At 48.7% G+C, this 23,580-nt stretch carries 13 protein-coding genes and 2 pseudogenes; 9 read left to right on the forward strand and 6 right to left on the reverse strand.

Translation table 11 applies throughout. The features are described 5' to 3' along the window. Positions 1–10: 10 nt before the first annotated feature. Positions 11–2,011 (reverse strand): formate-dependent uric acid utilization protein AegA, encoded by a 2,001-nt coding sequence (gene aegA / locus IO95_RS11235; protein ID WP_023491731.1) that lies wholly within the window; start codon positions 2,009–2,011, stop codon positions 11–13. 380 nt (positions 2,012–2,391) lie between these two features. Between aegA and IO95_RS11240 the strand changes: the two genes are divergently transcribed. Continuing rightward, positions 2,392–5,313, forward strand: coding sequence for an HD domain-containing phosphohydrolase (locus IO95_RS11240; protein WP_023491733.1), 2,922 nt, complete (start codon positions 2,392–2,394; stop codon positions 5,311–5,313). A 214-nt stretch (positions 5,314–5,527) separates the two neighbouring features. On the opposite strand, the gene IO95_RS11245 is transcribed toward IO95_RS11240, so the two are convergent. Then, a complete protein-coding gene (locus IO95_RS11245) occupies positions 5,528–6,943 on the reverse strand; it encodes a nucleobase:cation symporter-2 family protein (RefSeq protein ID WP_051791212.1) in 1,416 nt (471 codons plus the stop codon). 939 nt (positions 6,944–7,882) lie between these two features. Then, positions 7,883–9,631 carry an adenine deaminase gene (gene adeD / locus IO95_RS11250; protein ID WP_023491735.1) on the reverse strand — a complete coding sequence of 583 codons (1,749 nt, stop codon included), beginning with the start codon at positions 9,629–9,631 and terminating at the stop codon, positions 7,883–7,885. A gap of 558 nt (positions 9,632–10,189) precedes the next feature. On the opposite strand from adeD, the gene IO95_RS11255 reads away from it, so the two are divergent. The 5 genes and pseudogenes from IO95_RS11255 to IO95_RS11270 all read left to right on the forward strand — a co-directional run bounded on the left by IO95_RS11255 (position 10,190) and on the right by IO95_RS11270 (position 13,441). Beyond that, the gene (locus IO95_RS11255) at positions 10,190–10,696 is read left to right on the forward strand and encodes a MucR family transcriptional regulator (protein WP_037385350.1); all 507 of its coding nucleotides are present in this window, start codon (positions 10,190–10,192) and stop codon (positions 10,694–10,696) included. Positions 10,697–11,183: 487 nt separating this feature from the next. Then, positions 11,184–11,570 (forward strand): annotated as a pseudogene (locus tag IO95_RS11260) (hypothetical protein). A 170-nt stretch (positions 11,571–11,740) separates the two neighbouring features. Then, complete coding sequence (locus IO95_RS25810; protein WP_023491737.1) at positions 11,741–11,908, forward strand: hypothetical protein; 168 nt, start codon at positions 11,741–11,743, stop codon at positions 11,906–11,908. 12 nt (positions 11,909–11,920) lie between these two features. Further along, positions 11,921–13,069: pseudogene (locus tag IO95_RS11265) on the forward strand (MFS transporter); the annotation flags it as partial. A gap of 33 nt (positions 13,070–13,102) precedes the next feature. After that, positions 13,103–13,441, forward strand: coding sequence for a DUF6862 domain-containing protein (locus tag IO95_RS11270; RefSeq protein WP_369794349.1), 339 nt, complete (start codon positions 13,103–13,105; stop codon positions 13,439–13,441). Between the two features lie 214 nt (positions 13,442–13,655). Here the strand turns inward: IO95_RS11270 and IO95_RS11275 are convergent, their stop codons facing one another. The 3 genes from IO95_RS11275 to IO95_RS11285 all read right to left on the reverse strand — a co-directional run bounded on the left by IO95_RS11275 (position 13,656) and on the right by IO95_RS11285 (position 17,871). Then, entirely contained in the window at positions 13,656–14,981 is a 1,326-nt protein-coding gene (locus IO95_RS11275) for an MFS transporter (protein ID WP_023491742.1), read from the reverse strand. Between the two features lie 11 nt (positions 14,982–14,992). Then, positions 14,993–16,165 (reverse strand): amidohydrolase, encoded by a 1,173-nt coding sequence (locus IO95_RS11280; protein WP_023491743.1) that lies wholly within the window; start codon positions 16,163–16,165, stop codon positions 14,993–14,995. 143 nt (positions 16,166–16,308) lie between these two features. Then, positions 16,309–17,871: a phosphodiester glycosidase family protein gene (locus tag IO95_RS11285; RefSeq protein ID WP_200874170.1), complete on the reverse strand. Its 1,563-nt coding sequence runs from the start codon at positions 17,869–17,871 to the stop codon at positions 16,309–16,311. Positions 17,872–18,502: 631 nt separating this feature from the next. Between IO95_RS11285 and IO95_RS11290 the strand changes: the two genes are divergently transcribed. From IO95_RS11290 to pulA, 3 genes are all read left to right on the forward strand, one after another. After that, complete coding sequence (locus IO95_RS11290; protein WP_023491745.1) at positions 18,503–19,156, forward strand: tellurite resistance TerB family protein; 654 nt, start codon at positions 18,503–18,505, stop codon at positions 19,154–19,156. A 158-nt stretch (positions 19,157–19,314) separates the two neighbouring features. Then, positions 19,315–19,704 (forward strand): YgiW/YdeI family stress tolerance OB fold protein, encoded by a 390-nt coding sequence (locus IO95_RS11295; protein ID WP_023491746.1) that lies wholly within the window; start codon positions 19,315–19,317, stop codon positions 19,702–19,704. A gap of 409 nt (positions 19,705–20,113) precedes the next feature. Further along, the gene (gene pulA / locus IO95_RS11300; protein ID WP_023491747.1) at positions 20,114–23,401 is read left to right on the forward strand and encodes a pullulanase-type alpha-1,6-glucosidase; all 3,288 of its coding nucleotides are present in this window, start codon (positions 20,114–20,116) and stop codon (positions 23,399–23,401) included. Positions 23,402–23,580 lie beyond the last annotated feature (179 nt).

Here is a 23,580-nt window from a genome sequence, read left to right on the forward strand (position 1 = left end):
TTGGGCTGCATTACAGCACATTAAGATAATAACCAATGCTTTCCGCAGCTTTGCGCCCTTCAGCAATAGCGGTCACAATCAAGTCTGCCCCGCGCACAATGTCGCCACCTGCAAATATTTTGTGATTACTGGTTTGGTATGGATAGCCAGCCACCGTTGGCGCAACCACCCGCCCTTGCCGGTCCAGTTGCACATTATGCTCCGCCAGCCAGCCCATGCGGTGTGGACTAAAGCCAAAGGCCATGATCACTGCATCCGCAGGGACGATATGCTCAGACCCTGCCACAGGTACCGCCTGCCGACGGCCTTGACTGTCTGGGGCCCCCATTTCGGTACGGCGCATCTGAATACCGCTCACGTTGCCTTCTTTATCAACCACAATACTCAGCGGTTGCAGGTTAAACATAAATTCCGCACCCTCTTCGCGGGCATTTTTCACCTCCTTCTTCGAACCGGGCATACTCTTTTCATCACGGCGATAAGCACAAATCACCTGCTCCGCACCATGGCGCAACGAGGTACGCACGCAGTCCATCGCGGTGTCACCACCACCCAGCACTACCACCCGTTTACCCGCCATATTGATGTAGGGGCTCTTCGGGTTGTCGTCATAGCCCATTAAGTGTTGGGTATTGGCAATCAGGAAAGGTAATGCTTCATAAACCCCCGGCGCGTCTTCGTTTTCCAGGCCGGAACGCATTGACTTATAAGTGCCTACGCCAAGGAACAGGGCATCGTAATCATTGAGTAATGTTTCCATCGAGATGTCTTTACCGATTTCGGTATTCAGCCGGAATTCCACCCCCATTGAGCTGAAAATTTCACGCCGTCTGACCATCACATCTTTGCTCAGCTTAAACGCCGGAATACCAAAGGTCAGCAGGCCACCAATTTCCGGGTAGCGATCAAACACCACTGGCTTGATGCCATTGCGTACCAGAATATCGGCACACCCTAAACCCGCAGGGCCGGCGCCAATAATCGCCACCCGCTTGCCGCTCTGTTTTACTGCGGACATATCTGGCCGCCAGCCCAATTCAAAGGCGGTTTCGGTAATATAGCGTTCGATATTACCAATGGTGACGGCACCCCCATGGTCATTGAGGGTACAGGATTGTTCACACAACCTATCTTGTGGACAAACACGGCCACAGACCTCTGGCAAACTACTGGTCTGGTGCGACAACTCTGCCGCTTCCCAAATGCGCCCTTGCTCCGCCAGTTTGATCCATTGCGGGATCTGGTTATGTAAAGGACAAGTCCAGGAGCAAATGCTCTGTTTGCCACAACTCAAACAACGCTCCGCCTGCTGCTCAACCTGCTGTTCATTAAATGGCTTATAGATCTCGGCAAAGGTGGTTTTACGCGCTTCAAGGGGGATTTTGCTGGCTTCCAGGCGTGGAGCACGCGGTTGTTGCAATAAATCGAGGATCGGTTTTGGCTGGGCACTGCCCCCCTGCTGTTTGGCACTGCTGCCAAACGGTTGGCCTGGCGTATTACAGCCCGCAGCACGCAAGCGCTTTTCCTGCTGCTGATCCGCCAGCATTTGCTGATCAACCAAGCGTAATGCGTGGGTCGGGCAGGCTTGCACACAGGACGGGCCATGATTGAGTTCATTACAGAGGTCGCACTTCTGCGCCTCGATTTTTTGATAGCTGTCCGCAAGCCGATGATTAGGCGGTTGCACGGTTTCAGTGACCACCGTCATCATGCCAAACGGGCAAGCCACCGCACAGGATTTACAGCCAATGCATTTTTCCTGGCTGACCAGTATGCTGCTGTTGCTTTGTACAATCGCCCCGGTCGGGCACACATTGGCACAAGGTGCATCTTCGCAGTTATGACAAAACACCGCGGTATTGGCACTTGCCCCGCGAATAACTTTCACCCGTGGGGTAAAGTACTCCCGTTTACTGGGGTATTCCCCCTGGTTGTGTGCTGTGACACAAGCGACTTCACAGCTTCGGCAACCAATGCAAGCTTCAGATTCTGCAACGATAAATTGATTCATAGACATCCCTTCCAAACAAGCTGATTGGGAACAAACATCATTTGTTCAGGCTGGTGACCAATAACGTTGATTAACCAGAGGGTGCTAACGGGGCACCTGGCACAGAGGACCCGGGCTAAAAAGTGATTGAGTCACAATCTTAGTGATTGACGTTATACTCTTATATGGCTGGCGTAGGCAGGTATCAGTAAGATTATAACCTTGTTAATTTAATAGTCATATTTGGTGAGATTCCATGACATTTCGCATGAAAATGACATATCACCTCAATGGAAGTGACATATTGCACGAATACCCTGTTATTCAATTGCCATTCACAGAACTCCCCTTGTCTGGTCTATGATTAAACAATATACACGTTGACACCCAAGGCGAGCACCATGGCAGAACAGAAGCGCGGATTCAGCAAACGCTACCCTTTGCATATCCAAATTGCTGCTCTTTTTACTTTGCTAATTGTCTCAATCGGCAGTGCAATCGTTTTCTTCAGCCATCAGCAACTGACTAAACTCACTGAAGCCAGCACCAACAGACAGAACCAGAAAGCCAGTGAGATCATTGCGACGGAATTAAATTCCATTACTGGCAGCATGAGGATGTCAGTCAATATTCTTGCTGGTACTCGCATCATGCAAGCGACGACACTTGAGCAACGAATCAATACCATTCCTTTGATGCTCTCGGTGCTGCAACAGAATGATTATGCCTATGCCATTTATAGCGCTTATCCCAATGGGGACTTTTTTATTCTGCGCCGTCTTAATGACGGTAACCGCACGTTATTCCAGGCACCAGATAATGCTAAATGGCTGGCGCAGAGTAACCGTTTTTTAGACAGTGAGCCGGAAACCAAGGCAATATTTTTAGATAGCAAGCAGCAGGTTATCATGACGAAAAACCTGCCGTTTAACCATTTTGACCCCCGGGAACGGCCTTGGTATCAACTTGCTGCCCAGACACAAAACCTGGTGACCTCCCCTCTGTACACCTTTAAAGCTAGCGGTGAAACCGGCTTTACTTACAGCATACAGGATAAACATAGCGGTGCTGTTATCGGCCTGGACGTTTCACTGGCGTCACTTTCCCTGTTTCTTGAACGCAATCTGCCACCCAATAGCCAAGCGGCGGTGATCAATTTTGCCAATGAAATTCTCGCCAGCCAGCCACCATTGAAACAGTTGGCCGCGAGCAGTAGTGAACAATTACGCGATATTGCCAAGATCCCGGTGTTACAAACGTTGCTCAGCACGCAGCAGGATGAACATAGCGGTAACAGCATCCTGTTTACTGCCCAAGGTCAAAGCTGGTATGGCTCGGTGATCAAACTTGATGAGCACGATAAACACTACATGCTGGTCACCTCTACCCCATCGGCCTATCTGACCGCAGATGCTAACGCTATCCGTAACCGCTCAACGTTAATTGCCCTGACTTTGCTGCTGCTCAGCCTGCTACTGGTCTGGTATTTTTCATTACATATCTCCAGGCCACTGATCCGTTTGCGCCAAGATGCCGACGCGATCAGTAATCTGCATTTCGACGATCAGCCAGAAAAGCCGTCAGTAATTGAAGAAGTTGACGATTTACATAACGCCATGTCAAAAATGAAGCTGACACTAAAACAGTTTATCTCGATGGGTAGCCTGTTGTCGGTTAAAGATGACTTTCCGCAGCAGATGCAAGGGCTGCTTAATGAAACCAGTAAAATCGCCGCAATGAATGGGGGAATTGTTTTTTTATCTGACAAGGAGCTGGGCTATTTTTCCCCTATTGCGTTCAACTGGGCAGGTGAAAACCCGCATATATCAGCCATCGCGCCGCTACAACTTGATCAGCAGCATTCAGGCCCGCTTGGGCAGATATTGTCTGGCCAAACCGTGGCTGGGGTATTTGATAATGATAACCTCCCCAGTCAATTGCTCAATTTTATGCAACCCCATTTACCCCTGCGCTATATCGCGGTGCCGATGCAAACGCATGAACAACAGTTGATGGGTTTCTTACTGCTATTTTGCCCCTATGAATTAAGCAACGAAGAAGAGAGCAGCAAAATACAGCTGGTCAACGCCCTGGTAGGGAGTTTGTCGGTGGCGATAGAAACCCAATATCTGTTGCAAGAGCAGAAAAATCTGTTGGCCGCCTTTATTGAGCTGATCGCCGGGGCGATTGACGCCAAAAGTGCCTATACCGGCGGCCATTGCCAACGGGTACCGGTGATTACCAATATGTTGGCTAAAGCCGCCGTTGAAACTAAAGCAGGGCCTTTTGCCGACTTTACGCTTTCGCCCAATGAATGGGAGGAGTTACACATCGCCAGTTGGCTACATGACTGCGGGAAAATCACCACACCAGAAGCGGTGGTGGATAAAGCGACCAAGCTGGAGATGATTTATGACCGCATTCATGAAGTGCGTATGCGCTTTGAAGTTCTGAAGCGCGAAAAAGAGATTAACTACCTGCGCCAGCACGCGGTAATTGCGGCAACACCCCAAGAAGAGCAGCAGTTACGTGATGAACTGCAGCAATTGGATGAGGATTTCTACTTTATTGCCCAATCTAATGTGGGTGGTGAGTTTCTCTCTGACAGTGTAGTCGCCCGTATTCAACAAATTGCGCAATACTCATGGACTCGCACCCTTGATGATAGTGCCGGTGTAGCATTAGAAGAGCAGGCACGGAAAAAACGCCGCCCAGCAATCACCCTGCCGGTGCAGGAAAAACTACTGGCGGATAAAGAAGAACATGTTGTTTATCGGGATGACAAGAATCGCTTACCCGAGAGTTACAACTTCAAAGTAAAAGAGCCGACTTTATTGTATAACCACGGGGAGATTTATAACCTGAGTATCAGGAAAGGCACCCTGAATGAAGAAGAGCGTTACAAAATTAATGAGCACATTATCCAAACCATTGTGATGCTGAAAAAATTGCCGTTCCCGCACACCATGGCGAATGTTGCCACCATTGCGGGAGGGCACCATGAACGTATGGATGGCAAAGGTTACCCTTATCAATTGACCCGCCAGCAAATGAGTATTCCAGCGCGCATAATGGCTATCGCCGACGTGTTTGAAGCCCTCACCGCCGCTGACCGACCTTACAAACCCGGCAAGCTATTGTCAGAATCACTCAACATCATGACTAATATGGCGAACGAAAACCATCTGGACCGCGAGTTGTTTATGCTCTTTTTACAATCAGGTGTTTGGCATGAGTACGCAAAATCCTATCTGCAGCCGGATAATATCGACCCTGTTGATATTACTGCGTTACTCAGCAAGCTAGGCCAAACGCAACAATAAAGGCCTAAGCCAGGTTCCTTAGGATGGGTGAGTTAAAAAGCCACCTGAAAGCATCAGCGCTTGCAGGTGGCTTTTCTCATTGCAGTCCATAATATGCGGCTCCGCTGGTCAATTATCACTCCGTTTTAAACATGGGGATAACCTTACCGCTAAACGACGCGTAGCGGCCCCGTAGGGCCGCAATATCGCGACTATTCGGGTCTAAAAACCTTAATCAATTTTGTACCGCACCTTCTGCATCTTCCGCATTATTGACATCATCTTCTTCTGGTTTTTTCTCTGGGTGATAACCATTGAAGTACAGATTCAGCACCACTGCAGCGACTGATGAAAGCAAAATGCCGCTATGTAACAGCGGTTGCAAAGACTGCGGCATCTGGTTAAAGAAATCACCTGCTACTACCGGGATCATGCCAAGCCCCAGACTGATAGCAACAATGTAGGCGTTATAACGGTTAGCGTTAAAGTTGACCCTGGCGAGGATTTTGATTCCGGTGGCTAAGACCATACCAAACATCACGATACCGGCCCCCCCTAATACAAACTGGGGAATGGAAGCCACAACAATAGACATTTTCGGGATCAGACCGAACAGTATCAAAATAACCCCGGCCATAACACATACCCAACGGCTGGAGACCCGCGTGATACTGACTAAACCGATATTTTGTGAGAACGAGGTATGCGGAAAAGTATTAAAAATGCCGCCGATGATAGTTCCTATACCATCAACCCGTAACCCACGTATTACATCCGGTTTGGTGGTCGGGCGGCCAACAATTTCACCCAACGCCATAAACATGCCCATCGACTCAATAAATACGATCAGCATCACGATCGTCAGGGTGACAATGGAAGCAGCATCAAAGGTTGGCCAACCAAAGGCAAAGGGGCGCACCACCGCAAACCAATCTGCATTGTCCAAACCGGCAAAACTGACCTCGCCCATAAAAAGCGCTACCACAAAACCAAAGGCGATACCCAACAGTACCGAAATATTAGAGATAAAGCCTTTACTGAAACGTGTGATAAGCAGAATAAAGACCAGCACCATTAACGAGACACCGATATAGGCAGGGTGACCATAATTGGGATTCCCCCGACCGCCAGCAGCCCAGTCAATCCCCACCCGCACGATACTTAGCCCAATAGAGGTGATCACTATTCCGGTAACCAATGTGGGGAACAGGCACATTAAGCGCCCCATAAGCGGCACCATTAATGTGGTAATTACACCAGCGGCAATGGTGGCGCCAAAAATACCCGTCAAGCCGATGTTCGGGTTAGCCCCAATGGCCAACATGGGGGTCACGGCAGCGAAGGTCACCGACATAATGACCGGCAAACGGATACCCGCAAAGCGCCCAATACCAATACATTGCAACAGGGTCACAATGCCACAACAGAATAGATCGGAACTGATCAAATAGGCTATTTGCGCTTTATCTAACCCCAGACTGCCACCAATCATCAAGGGCACGGCGACTGCCCCTGCATACATGACGAGCACATGTTGCAGCCCCAAGGTAAATAAGTGTGCAAAGGGTAAAATCTCTTCTACTTTATCAATGGGTTTATCAACGGCTTGTTCAATCGCTTGCGTCTTTTGGTTCGGCAAAACGTCATTCATGTTGGTCATTAGACATCACTCCTTTACGGCCCAATTCAGGGTGTTCAACCTATGGGCTACGATTCGAGAGCGGACATACCCATCATCCTTCATGTTGCAATGCTGTTCACTGCGATACACTGCCCCTCCTGGACTTACCCTTTCGGGCCGCTGCCTCAGCGAAAATCTGCAACTTAAATAAACTTGGGTATATCCCTCCCTTACAATTGATGTACTCAACATCTGATCTTTTAACTCTTGCTGAAGGTCATAACCTGGCAGTGATTGAACAAAGCACCCAATTAACACGCTGTTGGATTCGGGCCAGAATCACACTAGGCTGTTCTCAGACTAGAAAAGTGTATGCATATTTTGTGCAAGGGAATGTGGCAACCTGGTGATATCAGGGAGAGATATAATTAAATGAGAAAGCCATCACAGATGGGTATTGATCAGTTTAGATATTATTAACATTATCTTTTGCTAAAAATAACATTTCCGGTTAGTCATGCATAAATAACACCCAACGCAATCGATTAAATTACCAATTTGATTCATTTTACATCAACTACTGTCTCAATTTGAGACAACTTAGTTGACATGGCACTCTTAAGCAGCAAAGGAAATATAAGTTATCAAGATATAATGTTGCCTACGAGACGTTGTTAGACCTACAGAAAACTGTGTTTTTCGCTGACAAATTTGGGGATAGCGCAGACTGCCGGGTACTTGTTTGCAAGCCAACCAACACGGACTCTAGCCGCTGACACTGCCAATGGCGACTCGTCAGTTATCATTATGGTATGTGATAGATTTGAATTTTATAGAGGTCGCGGAGTGCCAGCATATTGCCGGTTATCTCTCTACCGGCGTCATTGAACATTGCCACTGGCTTGGCTGCCCTGGCTGCTGCCCACAGTATCAAGCACTGCCACCCCCTCAGTACCCTTATCGTCGGTATTAAAGCGGCGTTTCCACAAAGCGAAATTGTGTGACATCAAATAACCCCATGCTGGTTAATTTCAACGCGGGAATCACCGGCAGTGAAAGAAAGGCCATCTGGATAAAGGGCTCATTAAGTTTAATGCCACATGCCAGGCAAGCCGCCTTAAGCTCAGTGATGGATTGAGCAATCTCTGTTGTTGATAGATCGCTCATCAAGCCAGCAATGGGTAACGCCAGATGGCTCTGGACCTGATGATTATTCACTACACACAACCCCCCGCCATACTCAATCAATTGATTAATGGCCAGTGCCATCTCTTCTGGCCGATGACCAATCACCACCAGATTATGGCTATCATGACTCACACTGGCTGCCAGTGCGCCTTGTTGTAGCTCGAACCCCTGTAATAACCCCAAGGCTGGCGGATGATTTTTGCCATAGCGCTCTAACACCGCGATGCGGCAGATATCAGGCAGGCTAAACCTATCACCTAACCACTCCGCCTGCTGCTGATGGGTGATTAATTCATTGGGTACCACCTGAATAACTCGGTAGCGGTGGCCGGTGGTCAATGGCAGCGTCAACGCCGCAGCAGTGACCGGTTGCCGATCAATAGTATTCTGCAATGGCGGTTGAGTGAGCTGTTGACGTTGTTGCCGGGTAGATTGTAACTCTTCATTGTTCAGTCGCTCGCCCCTGATAATCACTTGGCGTATAGAAACTTGGTTGAGGTCATCCAGTAATACGATATCCGCCTGCTTGCCGGGTGCCAGCAGCCCCAGGCGTTTAAGGCCAAAATGCCGTGCCGCTGACCAACTGGCAACCCGATAAGCCACATGTGCAGGAATATGATGTTGATTGATCAAGCGATGGATCAGCGAATTAATATGGCCTTCGTGAGTAATCTCCCAAGGGTTGCGATCATCGGTACATAACATACATTGCGGGCTGTTAAATTCATTGATCAACGGTGCCAACGTATCCAGATTGCGGGCCACAGACCCTTCGCGGATCATCAACGCCATCCCCAGAGAGAGCTTTTCCCGGCCTTCTGCCCGCAGTAAGGTTTCATGGCAGTTCTCGATACCTGCGGCAATATAGCCATTGAGATCTTTACCGGTGAGCAGCGGGCAGTGACCATCCAGCGTCAAATCACGAAATGTGTCTAGCTTATCCAGTATCGCGCTATTTCCTGCAATCACGCCGGGGTAATCCATCATTTCTGCCAGCCCAAGCACATGGGGGTGGTCATGATAGGCCTGCATTTGCTCTACCGGAAACTCTGCGCCGTTAACATCGCACCCCGCCAGTGCCGGCACACAGGAGCTGATTTGAATAAACTGATTTTGCCTGGCCTGTTCTGCGCTGCGTAAAAACCACGCCAAACCCGCTTGCCCCATCACATTGATGATTTCATGGGGATCACAAACAATGGTGGTAACTCCCAATGGTAACGTCGCACTTTCAAACGTCACTGGGGTCATCATGCTGGATTCAATATGCAGATGCGCATCGATAAATCCCGGCACTGCAATCGCATTATGTGCATCAATACGCTGAAGTGCTGCAGCCCCTTGATAGGCTGGGCCAATACCGGCAATGGTATTACCGCTGATAACAATCGGCCCCGCTATTTCTCCACCGTTGATTAAATCGAGAATGCGGACATTTTCAATCATCATGTCGGCCACCGCTTCGCCACGGGAAACCGCCAACAAGCGACCGGTCTGCTCACGGGTGAGTGATTGTGTCTGTTTCGCCATCGACTTGTCCTTATTGATTGTTATCACCTATGATAAATGCAGTTATCATTTTGATATTTAATACATTTAACTCTTATCTAGTGTAGCCTGCAAAACGGATGCCGTAGTGTGTGAGATGTCACTAATTGTTATTATCGGCAAAGAAAATGCCTGTAGGGTTTGAGTGCCAATTTTGAGGCCAATATTGAAGGCCAATGTTGAAGGCAAATAGTGTTAAAACTTGATCTAACCGCTTCGCCCCAGACAGCCAACGCTGGTTTGAATGTTTCTGTTCGACTCAATGATAGTCAAAGGAAATGGCTACAGTATTATAAAAAATCATGATAAATCGTTATCGATTCAAAGCCTGATGAGAGACGTTCCTGTGGCGCTCTTTGGTTAAGCAGATACCCATATCCAGTTCGTTTTTCAGATATTCCAACCAGTAAAAATTATTTAATATCAAGATATAAACAATAATAATACAAACCCATCACAGACCAATAATATTTGGCTAAAATGCATAACATTTTACTGTGCTACACTGTTTGATAGGTTTAACACACTAAAGAAACGTTTATGAAAATAAATGATGACACTGACTTGAACAAAGTAAAATGCTTGGAATGTGGCAAATTTTTTGATTTTTTAGCACCACATGTCAATAGAGCCCACGAGATGACATTAATGCAATATCGCGAGAAATGGAGAATTCCCAGGCACCAGGCATTGGCCAGCATCACGCACCGAAGAAGATGCAGTGAGGTCACAAAAGAGCGTATAAGAAAGGGAGACTTAGTCCCTGATGAGCAAATCAGGCTGATGGCCATTGCCTACAAAAAATCTGACAGGAAAAAGACTACCTCTTCATTATTGAGGGAACGCTCTTCTGAAAACGCGCGTAAGAATCAAATCTGGAAATACTCCCCTGTCATCAAGACGATAAGTGAGGAGCTGCAACAGCAAGCCATTCGCCGAATGCAGGCCAGGCCAGAATCAAAAGAGTGGGTAAAAGATATTGCCAAGGATCTCGGCCTTTCTATCACTTACCTCTATGACTTAATTAATAAAAACACCCATAAATAGGCAGTGGTTTAGTGGTATTTTACACGCTTGAGTATAATGACATGTAATATATTGAAAATAATAATTAATTAAGCAAATGCCATACTCACCATTAATATAGTCTTTGGCGGATAATGTTGAATGGGTGGTCAATGTATTGGCCCGTTACCGCCTTGATAAGCGCCCTACAGACCAGCAGAGACCATTACCCTCACGACACCCATATACTCACAAAATCAATATGTTCACAAAATCAATCTTTTCACAAAATCAATGTACTCACGACATTCATGATGAAACATTTTATCTGTTGGCTGCCTAAATAGCCGCCAGCGCAACTGTTGCTAACTTCACTACGCTAATGCGACAGAACCCTTTTTCATGCTCTCCTCGATTTCTTTATACTTAAAAAGTATTAGCATCATACAAAAAAGGTGTTAGACGGCAAGCCCAGGTCAGATATATGGTCATAAACACCCTAAACTGCCAAGTTTGATACTGTAAAAGTATGCTCAAGAGCATTGAAACACTGCTGCTAGATGTCCCGGTAATCCGCCCTCATCAGCTTTCTGTCGCCACTGTCAATGTGCAAACCCTGGTCTTGGTGCACGTACTTTGTGACGACGATATCGAAGGCTGAGGGGAAGCCACTACCAACGGTGGCCTGAGTTATGGCGAAGAAAGCCCCGAAAGCGTCAAGGTCAATATTGATACCTATCTGGCTCCGCTACTGATAGGCACCGAGGCCAGCCAGGTAGCCCAAGCCATGGCCCAGTTACGCAAATCAGTACAGGGTAACCGTTTTGCCAAATGTGCGTTGGAAACCGCTTTGCTGGATGCACAAACACGGCGGCTGAAGAGCCCGCTCAGTGAACTGCTGGGGGCGTGTGCGTGAGGCACTGCCAGTTGCATGGACTTTGGCCAGTGGCTATCCAGCCAGGCTGTAGCCGAGCATAAGATCTATTTTGAGCGTTTTGTTTCCAGTTAATTGATCAGATCCATGGAAGGGCCAAAGAACATACTCCCTATTTTTAAATATAATTTAATTATGCCAAGGAATATTTTATGCCTCCAGCAGAGATAAACAGCGTTGATATTACACCCATCATCGACCAGGCAAAATTTCAATCTATTCACCGTCTGACTATTTTTTGGTGCGCCTATATTATTATTTTTGATGGCTATGATTTAGCGGTATTGGGTGTGATCTTGCCGAAATTAATGGCCGAGTAGGGGTTAAGCGCGACACAAGCGGGACTATTAGGCAGCTATACCCTGGTAGGTATGATGGTCGGTGCACTTTCGTTGGGTTCTCTTTCTGACAAGATCGGTAAAAAGAAAGTCATTACCTTCTGTGTCATCACTTTCAGTTTATTTACTTTTTTATGTGGTTTTACCCTGAATGCCTCCCAATTTGGTTGGTGTCGCTTTATTGCAGGTATCGGGCTAGGTGGCGTTATGCCCAATGTAACTGCACTCACCAGCGAATATTCACCTAAAAACAAACGCAGTTTAATGGTGGGTTTGATGTTCAGTGGATACTCGATTGGCGGCATGTGGGCGGCGATCTTGGGTATTTACTTAATTCCTTTATTCGGCTGGCAATCGATATTTTATGTAGCTATTTTTCCGCTCCTGTTTTTACCCTGGATGATCAAACACCTGCCTGAATCAGCGGCTTTTTTAATCAAGACCAACCAGCATCGCCCTTTAAAAGAGATCCTGGAAAAAATAACCCCAAGCACTCATTACCCATCAGGCACTCAGTTTTTCAGCCAATCCGTCATCAGCACCGATCAGGTAAAAATGACGCTGGGTGATCTGTTCAAAGATGGCAGAACATTAAGCACCCTGATGTTCTGGCTAGTGTTTTTTATGTCACTATATGTGATCTATGGCATGACCTCCTGGCTACCTAAACTGATGTTACAAGCGGGCTATCCTCTTGGCTCCAGCCTCTCTTTTCTGTTCACCTTACACTTGGGCACCATTGCCGGTGCCTTGAGCAGTTGCTGGCTGATGGATAAAATCAGTGGCAGAAGCGTCTTGCTCGGTTACTTTCTACTTGGCTCCGCGACCATTGCTCTGTTAGGTACTGAAAGCTCGATGGTTTTGCTGTACCTGCTGTTGGTGATCGCCGGAGCCAGCACCATTGGCACTCAAATTGCTGTCACCTCTTATGTGGCACGTTTTTACCCCAGTAGCATGACAGCGACGGGATTAGGATGGGGGCTGGGTATCGGGCGAATCGGTGCCATACTCGGCCCATTCGCGGGTGGGTTATTAATCGATATGAATTTATCGCTACAGCAGAATTTTATCGCCTTTGCCCTGCCCTCTTTGCTCGCGGCAGGCTGCATGCTATTTGTAAACCCGCGTTTGGCTGCTTCTTAAGAACAACTAGAAGCTAAACTGGCCAATGGCACCATCAGTGATAGTGAAGTATTCAGACTGCTTGACCTTATGGCAGAGAATATTATCAGCGATGCAAATCTGAAGGATGCTTGTACTGATGGAGCCAGCCCGGACTGTATCAAGGAGATAAAACTAGCGCTTGCCGCCAAAGACAGCTATCTAGGTTATACCGAGTACCAGACGAGTGCGGAGGCCATGGCTCGCTTGAATTTTGATCAGTGTACTAGTAGCGACCTTATTGAAATAGTCCTCAATGAGGAAGAGTTTAACGACCTATGGAATATCAGCCAGTCGCCACCAATCACCAGTTCGCCGTTATCCCGCACCCAATCCGCGTTCGGGGGATTTTAAATCCCCCCCATCATGAACAGCATCCTTAACAACTGCTCCTTCTCTATAGCCAAAATGCGTCGATTTGCTTGCTGTCAGCCACTGAGCGACACATCTGTCAGTGGCTGACTTAAACAAACAGCGTTTGTGCTGGCCCGCAGGGTGAACGAGTTACCCAGCTAACACTCAAGTCACCTGCAAGATAACGGGGATATGCCGACAAAAGCCCGCAGATCTAGGCCATTCGCGTCTCTTTAACCGCGGGTTGCCAAAATACACTCGCCGCCAAACTAAGCACAATACTCGCCCCGATGTACAACAACACATTGTATGGCGTACTACCAAACATCCGTTCCAATAACTTCAAATAGGTCGGGGTCATCGCACCAAACAATACCACCGTCAGATTGTAAGGAATCGATATCGCCGTAGCACGTACTTGGATCGGGAATGATTCTGCAAGAAGAATCGGCACTGCGCCCCAGTGCAACCCCATACAAAAACCCAAAATAGCAAACCCGAACAATGCAAACCCGTAACTGGCATGCCCAAAGGAAAAGTAGAAAAACAGGCCAAAGAACGCCATTGCATACAACAGCACACTCGCCTGCAATGTGCGCTTTCGGCCAATGCTGTCAGAGAAAAAACCACCGCTCAACACCCCAAAGGCGGCGCATGCCGGTGCGGTTAAGGCCAGCCAAGTCCGCTGAATATCAGCAAGCCCCAGTAACGTTTGCACATAGCCTGGCAAATAGATGGTGACACCAAAAAACGAAACAGTGCCGACGGTAATAATGCCCATGCAACAGATAATCTGCCGGAGAATTGTCCGCTGCCTGAGAGTTTGCGACATCGAAAGAGGCGGTGCAACCTGCTGGGCTGTCTGCTTGCTGGCTTGTTGGGTATAGCGCTTAAAGTCTGGCGATTCGCTCACATACTTATGCACGTAGTAGCCCAATGGCACCGTCAGGAAGCCAATCAAGAAAGGCAAACGCCACCACACTTCGATCACCGCATCTCTACCAACCAGATACAACAGGCTCAACGCCACAATATTGGCTAACACCGGCGACAGTGCTTGCGCCACCATTTGCATGCTGGCGTAAAAACCACGCCGCTCTGCAGGTGCATACTCCATCAGAAACGCTGTCGTACTGGAAAACAGCCCCCCTACCGCCACTGCTTGTAGCAAGCGCATGGCGATCAGCAGTAATGGGGCGGCAATACCTATCTGCGCATAGGTCGGCAGTAAACCAATCGCCCCCGTAGTGAACCCCATGATTAACATCAGCAAAACAATAAGCGGTTTTCGCCCAATTTTATCTGCGTAAATCGACAGCAAGATCCCACCTAAAGGCCGGACCAAATAGCTGATGCCAAATACAAAATAGGCATAAATCTGCGACGTTAAGGTATCTTCTGCCGGGAAGAAGTGCCCGGCAAAGTAAATGGCAAAGAAGGCATAAACCGTAGAATCGTAAAACTCTAAAGCATTACTGGTAACCGACGACACCACCGCCCGCCGACGCGCCCCACGCTGTGCATCACATTTATCATCCATAAAAATCAGCCTTATAGGATCTGGTACGTCAAACGATTTTTAGCAATTGAGATCCAGTAGGCGACCCCGAGCGGAATAATCTCATCATCAAAATCATATTTTGGATGATGGCACATTGGGGTATCCCCCTGGCCAAGAAAGGCATACACCCCTTTAACGTGGTCCAAATAGCAGGAAAAGTCTTCTGAAGGCCCTTTTGGCGTATTCACCAAGTAACTGGGATGTTCAGGCAGCAGCACATTTAGCCCCTGCACCGTTTCTGCCGCCAACAACGGATCATTGATCAACGGCGGGCAACCATTGCTAAACGTTATCCCTACCTCGCCACCATAGCCCTGCGCCAACGATTGGGCCAATGTCTGCATACGCTGCTTTACCAGTGCCCTGACATTTGCATCGTAGGTGCGAACCGTGCCGGAAAGGGTCAAAGAATCTGGGATGATATTAGGGGCGCTGCCCCCGTGGATAGTGCCAAAACTGATTGTTGCTGCCTGATGCGGGCTAACGTTACGGCTGACAATGGTTTGAATATCGCTAATCAAACGTGCGGCCATCACGATAGGATCGATAGTCATTTCCGGCACCGCACCGTGGCCACCTTTGCCTTTGATGGTGATGTTAAAGGTATCACTCGCAGAAAGCGTCGCTTTCTGGTTAACGTGAAACTCCCCCTTGGGTACGCTGGGGTAATTGTGTAGGCCGTAGATCTCTTCAAAGGGGAAGCGCTGGAGCAGACCATCCACCAGCATGGCTTGTGCCCCGGTTAAATCCTCTTCCGCAGGCTGGAAAATAAAGATCAGGGTCCCAGCAAAATGGCGGTGCCGAGCCAAATATTTGGCGGCGCCCAACAGCATGGTGGTATGCCCATCATGGCCACAACCATGAAAGCGGTTAGTCACCGTCGAAACATGCTGGCAAGCTGCCGGATCGTTCTCTTCGTGCATTATTAGCGCATCCATATCAGCACGAAAGGCAATACTCCTTCCTGAGCTTTCGCCGCGCAGCACACCAACCACCCCGGTTTGACCGATATTTTCATGCACCTCATCCAAGCCGCAGGCGCGCAAGTAATCCGCCACCAACGTAGCGGTACGCTGTTCCTCAAATGCTGCTTCGGGGTGGGCATGAATTTTTCTACGAATCTCAATTAACTCGCGTAAATCGATAGACTGAAGATCATACATGGCTATTTCCTTTTTTATGCCCGTTCCATAACGGCATTTGCATACCAAACGCCAAGGTACTTCATCTCGCAAACTGACCGCAACTGCTAAAGCCCGCAAGCCGACAAGTTATGGTTAAAGTGAGAAATATCTCGCAAACAAATTCAATGGGATGTGATCATCAGTGTGCCAGCAACACCGCGTTCACCCGTCGCATCCGATGGTTCTCCTACAGAGACACTGTTGACAACCATATTGCTGGAGCCCCCGCCATCTAGGTTGATGGATGAAGAAGCGCCAAGCCATGCCATTACTGCCGCTGTCTCTGGAATGGAAGTTCCTAAACTCACATAGGGTTGTCGCCCAGGGATTTCAACCAACAAAATCGTGCCGTCAGCGCCAACACCGATAGCGGTTCGCCCATTACGGGAGACTACCCAGCCTTCATACCATGTACTGGTATCAATCCCTGCCGAGGCAGCATTTGCGCTGCCATTAACTATGGGTGAAAACCCTTCGGCCCAGGCGTTTTGTAGCAAATTACTCACCGACAACGTCGGGCCCGCTTCTACAATTGACATACCGGGTGCCAGAGTAATCTCCTTCCCATCAGAATAAACGTGGTCAACTACCGTCAATTTGGTGCCAGGGATTGCATGTTCGCGAAGCCATTTGGCACTATCACCCAGCCCTTGGAGTACATAGCCCCCTTGAGGCGCTGGCGTCCCTAATGTTTCATCTCCACCAACCACAGTATTTGTCGAATCAACCACCAGCTCATAAATATCCCCTTTGTAGCTAGCGTTGACCAAGGTATTTGACGATAGCCCACCGAGAAAGAGGGAGTCGTACATCTTCAAATCATTGAAATTATTACAAACATAATCGTGAGCTGATAGCGTTGTCGGGGTTTGCGCAGGGGTGCCGCAATTCACTACGGTTCCTAAAATTGGACGATTCTTATCTTTCACTTCAATGGATACACTCTGGTCGTCCGTTAAGATCGTCGATGAAGATAGCTTCTGCAATAGGGTGGCTTTCGGGTGCCCCTCACTGGTGGTGGTAATCATAACGCCTGGGCGCCCACCAGTGGCTGCAGCGACTAATTGCCCGTTCACCACTGTTGTACCTACAGGTGATCTTGGCGGCAACGGTGAACCAAATGGATTAATATTTGAGAAGTATCCTGCGTTCATTCCTGCTAATGCACCGACTCTTAGCGCTGCAGCAGAGACAGTCTCCCCCGCTCCCCCCAGATTGTTGCCGCCGGGTAACTCATAGCTTAGTTTAGCGGTAGTTTTCGCAGGTTCGATAGCTAATATATTGATAATCCAAGGGCCTGTGGTGGTATTACCCGCGAGTGCAGTATTCCTTACTCTCGGCTTGTATTTGTTTGCTGTTGCTACACTGATTTGGGATGCCACTGCGTTAGCTTCATCCTGGGTGTTAAACCGGTCAACAGAAAGATAGTAGCCCAGCGTTGCACCAGAAGTATTCGTCCCCGCTGATTGATCGAGCCGTGTAGTAAAACCGGCAGCATTAATAGCATCAGCGTCCGCTTGTGCTGCAGCTGGCGTGGTATAAAAACCTATATTGACAGTCCAGTATTCGTCCGCGCTCAGTTCACCACGTTTGACCTGGTAATAGGTCACTCCGGCAGTGACTGGTTGGCTAGTGATGGTTTGAGACAGCCCGCTATAACCTAATGGCGCATCGTCTACAGGCATTTTCCAGGTAGATTGCGTTAATTCTTTATTTGTACTTGTATTTGTATTTGTATTATCACACCCGATTAAGAGCAATGAATTAAATAATGCAACCAGGGCGAAAGCGATAGGTCTTTTATTTAGAATACGCATTGTTTTCATTCCTATTCATATTTATAAACACGTCAAAACTCATGGTTATTTTTCCTTATCGAACGATATCAAGCGAAAACAAGTCTTTTATTCAATAAAATCAATAACAAAAACAATCACAAAATAGATCACAACTGTGACACTATTATGACCAATATAGAAGGCTCTGTCGCATTAAGATCTCGTCAGGTAACATGCTTTTTATCAAATGTGATCTGACCCTATCTCTGATAAGAAAACCTTCGGTCGGCGGCATGACATTGTGAATGTCTTTGCCCCCGGTGTTAGCGGGTATCTCGCTTGCGCCCTGAGTCTATGCAATAAGGAAGAAATAATGGCTAAGCGCAGTGTTATCGCCATAGTTGCCCCACAGGGTCTACCCCTTAGCGAACCGCCCTGCTCCCTTTTATTCCCTTATTCAGTAATCCTTCCCCAGTAAGGAACAATCGTTGTGCTACGCTGTCTATCTACCTGAACTTTTCCGTATTAGAGGTCAGCAATGAAAAATAACTGGATGCAGCAAATTCAATCGATTCTGGGCGATAAAGCTAATGCAATGGGGGGTGCCGAAGGTATCACCAAGTTGTTAGCCCCAACAGCACTAGGTGGAATAGTGGGCGCTCTGCTGGCTAATAAATCATCACGCAATATGGTTGGCAAATATGCTAAAAATGCGCTGATTATCGGCGGTAGTGCCGCTGTTGGTGCCGTGCTGTGGAACAAGTATAAACAGCGTGTGAAAGAGTCGCATGAAGAACAACCGCAGTTTGGCTTGCAAAGCACCCCCAGCGATGTGCGCGCCAAACGTTTGGTGCAGTCATTAGTTTTTGCTGCAAAAAGCGATGGTCATATTGATGCCAATGAGCAGCAAGCCATCCAACAGAGCCTGGAACAATTGCAGCTTGGCAATGAAGCTCAGCAATGGGTGCAGCAGGCAATTGAGCAACCGCTGGATCCGAACCTGATTGCCAGTAGCGTGCAAAATGAAGATGAAGCGTTAGAAGTTTATTATCTCAGTTGCCTGGTGATTGATATCGACCATTTTATGGAACGCAGCTATCTGGATGCATTAGCCCAGTCGCTTAAAATTCCGGTGGATGTCCGCCAAGGAATTGAGGCCGATGTTAGTGCGAAAAGACGCGAATTAGAATAATGACGCTGGGGTGATACCGCTCTCTATGACTTTTATCGCTGATATCACTCATATTTGCTGATCGTTCAACTCGCTGAAATTACTTTATTTTTCGCGTTACCCAACCGTTCAAGATGTCGATTTAATCATCCTGAACATCAAGATAAAGGAATAACAACATGAAAAAGCTCGCTATTAGCGCTGTTATTTTTGCTTTATGCACCAGCACGGCTTTGGCTGCACAACAAGGTGGGTTCTCTGGCCCGCAAAGCAATGCACAGACGGGTGGGTTTGTTGATCAGAGCAGTAACGTGACGACCATTAGTAACGCCACAGTACAGCGTGATGGCACTTGGGTTAAATTACGTGGCCATATCGTTGAGCGTCTCTCTGACGATAATTACACCTTCAAAGATGCCAGCGGCACCATTAAGGTCGATATTGACCACAAAATCTGGAATGGTGTCACCGTTACTCCACAAGATTTGGTTGAGATCCAAGGTGAAGTCGATAAAGGCTTAAACCGTGTTGAGATTGATGTAAAACAACTCAGAAAAGTGACCCCTTAAAGTTATCCCGCCGATTGGGCTGTTACTCCGCCAAGAATAAGGTCAGAGCATCGATCTCGGCAATCCTCTTCCCTGCCTGCGGTTAAACAGGCAGGGAATCTTGTTTTATACCATCACGCTGAACTGCAGACACTTCATCATCCCTGCACGGTTTAACCTCCTCCTTCTCCCTACGCCTCAAGCCTTTTCAGCCGGGAGGATGCACCCCACCGCGCTGCAATATCTAATGCTAAGGCTTTACATATTGTTACTTCCTATTACGTAATTTATATATCCCCACGCAATCTCAAGAAGCAGCTAGGCAGCACACGAGAAACTCCCGATGAGCTAACTCAAGTCAGTGATTCGGAGTAACCAGTGCAGCCAATAGCCCGGCAACTTGAAGGACGAGGGGTAGAGGGAACTTAGAATGCGTAAACTTACCTTTAATGCCCTACTCTTCGGTTCGCTGGTATTACTCAGCGGCTGTGATAACAATAACGACTCTAACAGTAACTTCAATGCAGATAAGAAGCAGGAAGAGTTACCCATTAATCAGGAACCCGTCGCCCATTTACCCAACGTCCCAGTCCCCGGTGAAGCTCGGGTGGCTGAGGGCAACCAAGTGGTGATCCATCTGGTGGATATCGCCGCCGTTACCAGCGGAATCGCCGGTGATAACAGCACGAAAAACCTGTTCCTATGGAATAACAGCACCTGCGATGCACTGCAAGAACCGCTCCCTGGTTGGGATGACACCAGTAACACCCCCACAGGTAGCGATCAGTACGGCCCATACTGGGTGTTGGATCTAAACAAAACAACCGGTTGCATCAACTTTATCCTGCGGGATGGTGTCAAAAAGCTGATTGATGCCGATATCCGCCTCACGTTCAGCGATTTCCCCGACCGTACCGTCTCGGTGATTGCGGGCAGCAATACCCTATACGACACCCGCGCCGAAGCTTTCCGCGCCGCCTTTGGTGTGGCACAGGCCAATGCACACTGGGTGGATAAACAGACACTGCTATGGCCAGCCGGTAAAGATCAACCGTTTGTTCGTCTCTACTACAACCACAGCAGCAAAGTCGCCGCTAACAGCAATGGCGAATTCACCGACCGCTATTACTCGCTAACACCCACCACCCTCAGCGAAGAGACGCGCGTGCGCTTTCCCCACCTTGCCGATTATGCCGCCTTTAAGCTGCCGGGGAATGCCAATGTCGACGAATTGCTGACCGGTGAAACCATCGCTCTTGCTACCGACAAACAGGGGGTGATCACTTCAGCGACTCTGGTACAGACAGCCGGTGTGCTAGATGACCGCTTTGCTGCCGCCGCCGAAAAGCTGGAATATGGTGCTGTGGTGAATGGTTCTGCGGTTACTTTCCGCCTGTGGGCACCGACTGCCCAGCAGGTAGAATTGGTGTTGTACGGCGCAGATAAAAAAGTGATGGGCAGCCAGCCAATGACACGAGATAGCGAGTCTGGTGCCTGGTCTTATCAGGGTGGCAGCGATCTCAAAGGGAGCTTCTATCGTTTCGCGCTCACCGTTTACCACCCGCAATCACGCAAGGTGGAACAGTATGAAGTCACCGACCCCAATTCCCATAGCCTATCAACCAACTCCGAGTACAGCCAGGTAGTCGACCTGAATGACAGCGATTTGAAACCCGAAGGCTGGGACAGCCTGAAGATGCCTCATCCACAGGCGACTCAAGCTGATATTGCTCGCATGGTGATCCATGAATCCCATATCCGTGACCTTTCTGCCTGGGACCAAACCGTGCCTGAAGCCATGCGTGGCAAGTATCTGGCGCTCACCGCAGAAGACAGCAATATGGTCAAGCACCTCAAGCAACTGGCGCAGTCGGGCGTGACTCACGTTGAATTACTACCGATATTCGATCTGGCTACGGTTAACGAGTTCACCGATAAAGTGGCCGATCTGCCACAGCCTTTCAGCCGTTTGTGTGAGTTGAACAGCGCCGTGCGGCAAAGCCGTTTTGCTGATTACTGCAACAGCGCCTCGACCATTAGCGAAGTGCTGAACCAGCTCAAAGCGGATGATAGCCAAGATAATCCGCAAGTACAGGAATTGAACGGCTACGTATCACAGACCGACTCCTACAACTGGGGCTACGATCCTTTCCACTACACAGTGCCGGAAGGCTCCTACGCCACTAACCCGGAAGGGACGCAGCGTATCAAAGAGTTCCGCACCCTGGTGCAGACCCTCAAGCAGCAGTTGGGCATGAACGTGATTATGGACGTAGTGTATAACCACACCAATGCTGCTGGCCCCAGCGACCGCACCTCGGTGCTGGATAAAATCGTACCTTGGTATTATCAGCGCTTGAACGAGTCGAGCGGTAGCGTGGAATCAGCCACCTGCTGTTCCGATTCGTCACCGGAACACCGGATGTTCGCCAAGCTGATTGAAGACTCGCTGGTTGTCTGGAGCAGAGACTACAAGATTGATGCCTTCCGTTTCGATCTGATGGGTTATCATCCTAAAGCGCAGATCCTCGCGGCTCGTGAAAAAGTCAAAGCGGTCAACCCTAGCGTTTACTTCTTTGGCGAAGGCTGGAATTCCGGGCAGGAAGATCGCTTTGAAATCGCCTCACAAATCAACCTGAAAGGCACCGGCATTGGTACCTTCTCTGACCGTCTGCGGGATGCAGTACGCGGCGGTGGCCCTTTTGATGAGAAAGAGGCTCTGCGGCAGAATCAGGGGCTGGGCAATGGTGCGGGCGTTTTGGCTAACGAGCAAACCCAACTAAGCGAAGATAACGTGCGTCATCTGGCGGATCTAACGCGCCTGGGGATGGCGGGTAATTTGGCCGAATTCCTGCTGATCGACAAAGACGGTAACCTGAAGAAAGGTAGCGATATTGACTATAACGGTGCCATCGGTGGCTACGCCAGCGACCCTACTGAAATCGTCAATTATGTTTCCAAACACGACAACCAGGCGCTGTGGGACATAATCAGCTACAAGGCCGCCACAGAGGCCGATTTGGCCACCCGTGTGCGGATGCAGGCGGTTTCTTTGGCCACCACCTTGCTGGGCCAAGGGCTGGCGTTCGACCAGCAAGGTTCGGAACTGTTACGCTCCAAATCTTTTACCCGCGACTCCTATGACTCGGGTGACTGGTATAACCGCGTTGACTACAGCTATCAGGATAACAATTTCAACGTGGGTATGCCGCGTCAGAGTGTTGACGGCATCAACTACGGAATCATTAGCCTGGTAAAAGGGGCTGTTGCCGCGCCTGGCAACGCAGAAATCACGCAAATGACCGGGTTCTACCAGGAACTCACCCAGTTACGCCACGCCTCCCCGTTGATCACCCTGGGCAGCGGCAGTGAAGTGATGAAACGCGTTGATTTCCGCAATACTGGCGCAGCACAACAGTTAGGGTTGCTGGTAATGACCCTTGATGACGGCACCCAGGCTGGCCAGGATCTCGATCCACAAGCCGATGCGTTGGTGGTGGTGATCAACGCCGCCCCTGAAGCCAGAACCATCAGTGACTTTGTGGGTAACAACCTTCGCCTGAGCACTATCCAGCAGGACTTAGGCACCCACTCGCTGGCATCCGGTCTAGTTATCGCCGAGGATGGCCGCATTACCATCCCAGCGTGGTCAGTTGCCCTGCTGGTTAAGCCACAGGCATCGACCCAAGGCGCAGGTCTGCCTGTTAGTAGTAAGTAATTAGTAGTGAGCTGTCAGTAATAAGCAGTCAATAACCTGATTAACCTCACACCTTTCGCGGGTGTGAGGTTGCTCTGCTACGCAATCCGCAGGAAGGCGTTATTACTGCGTTGTCATCCTGAACATCAAGATAAAATGAATAACCTTATGCAATAGTTCACTATTAGCGCTGTTATCTT

This window comes from Serratia sp. DD3 (genome assembly GCF_000496755.2).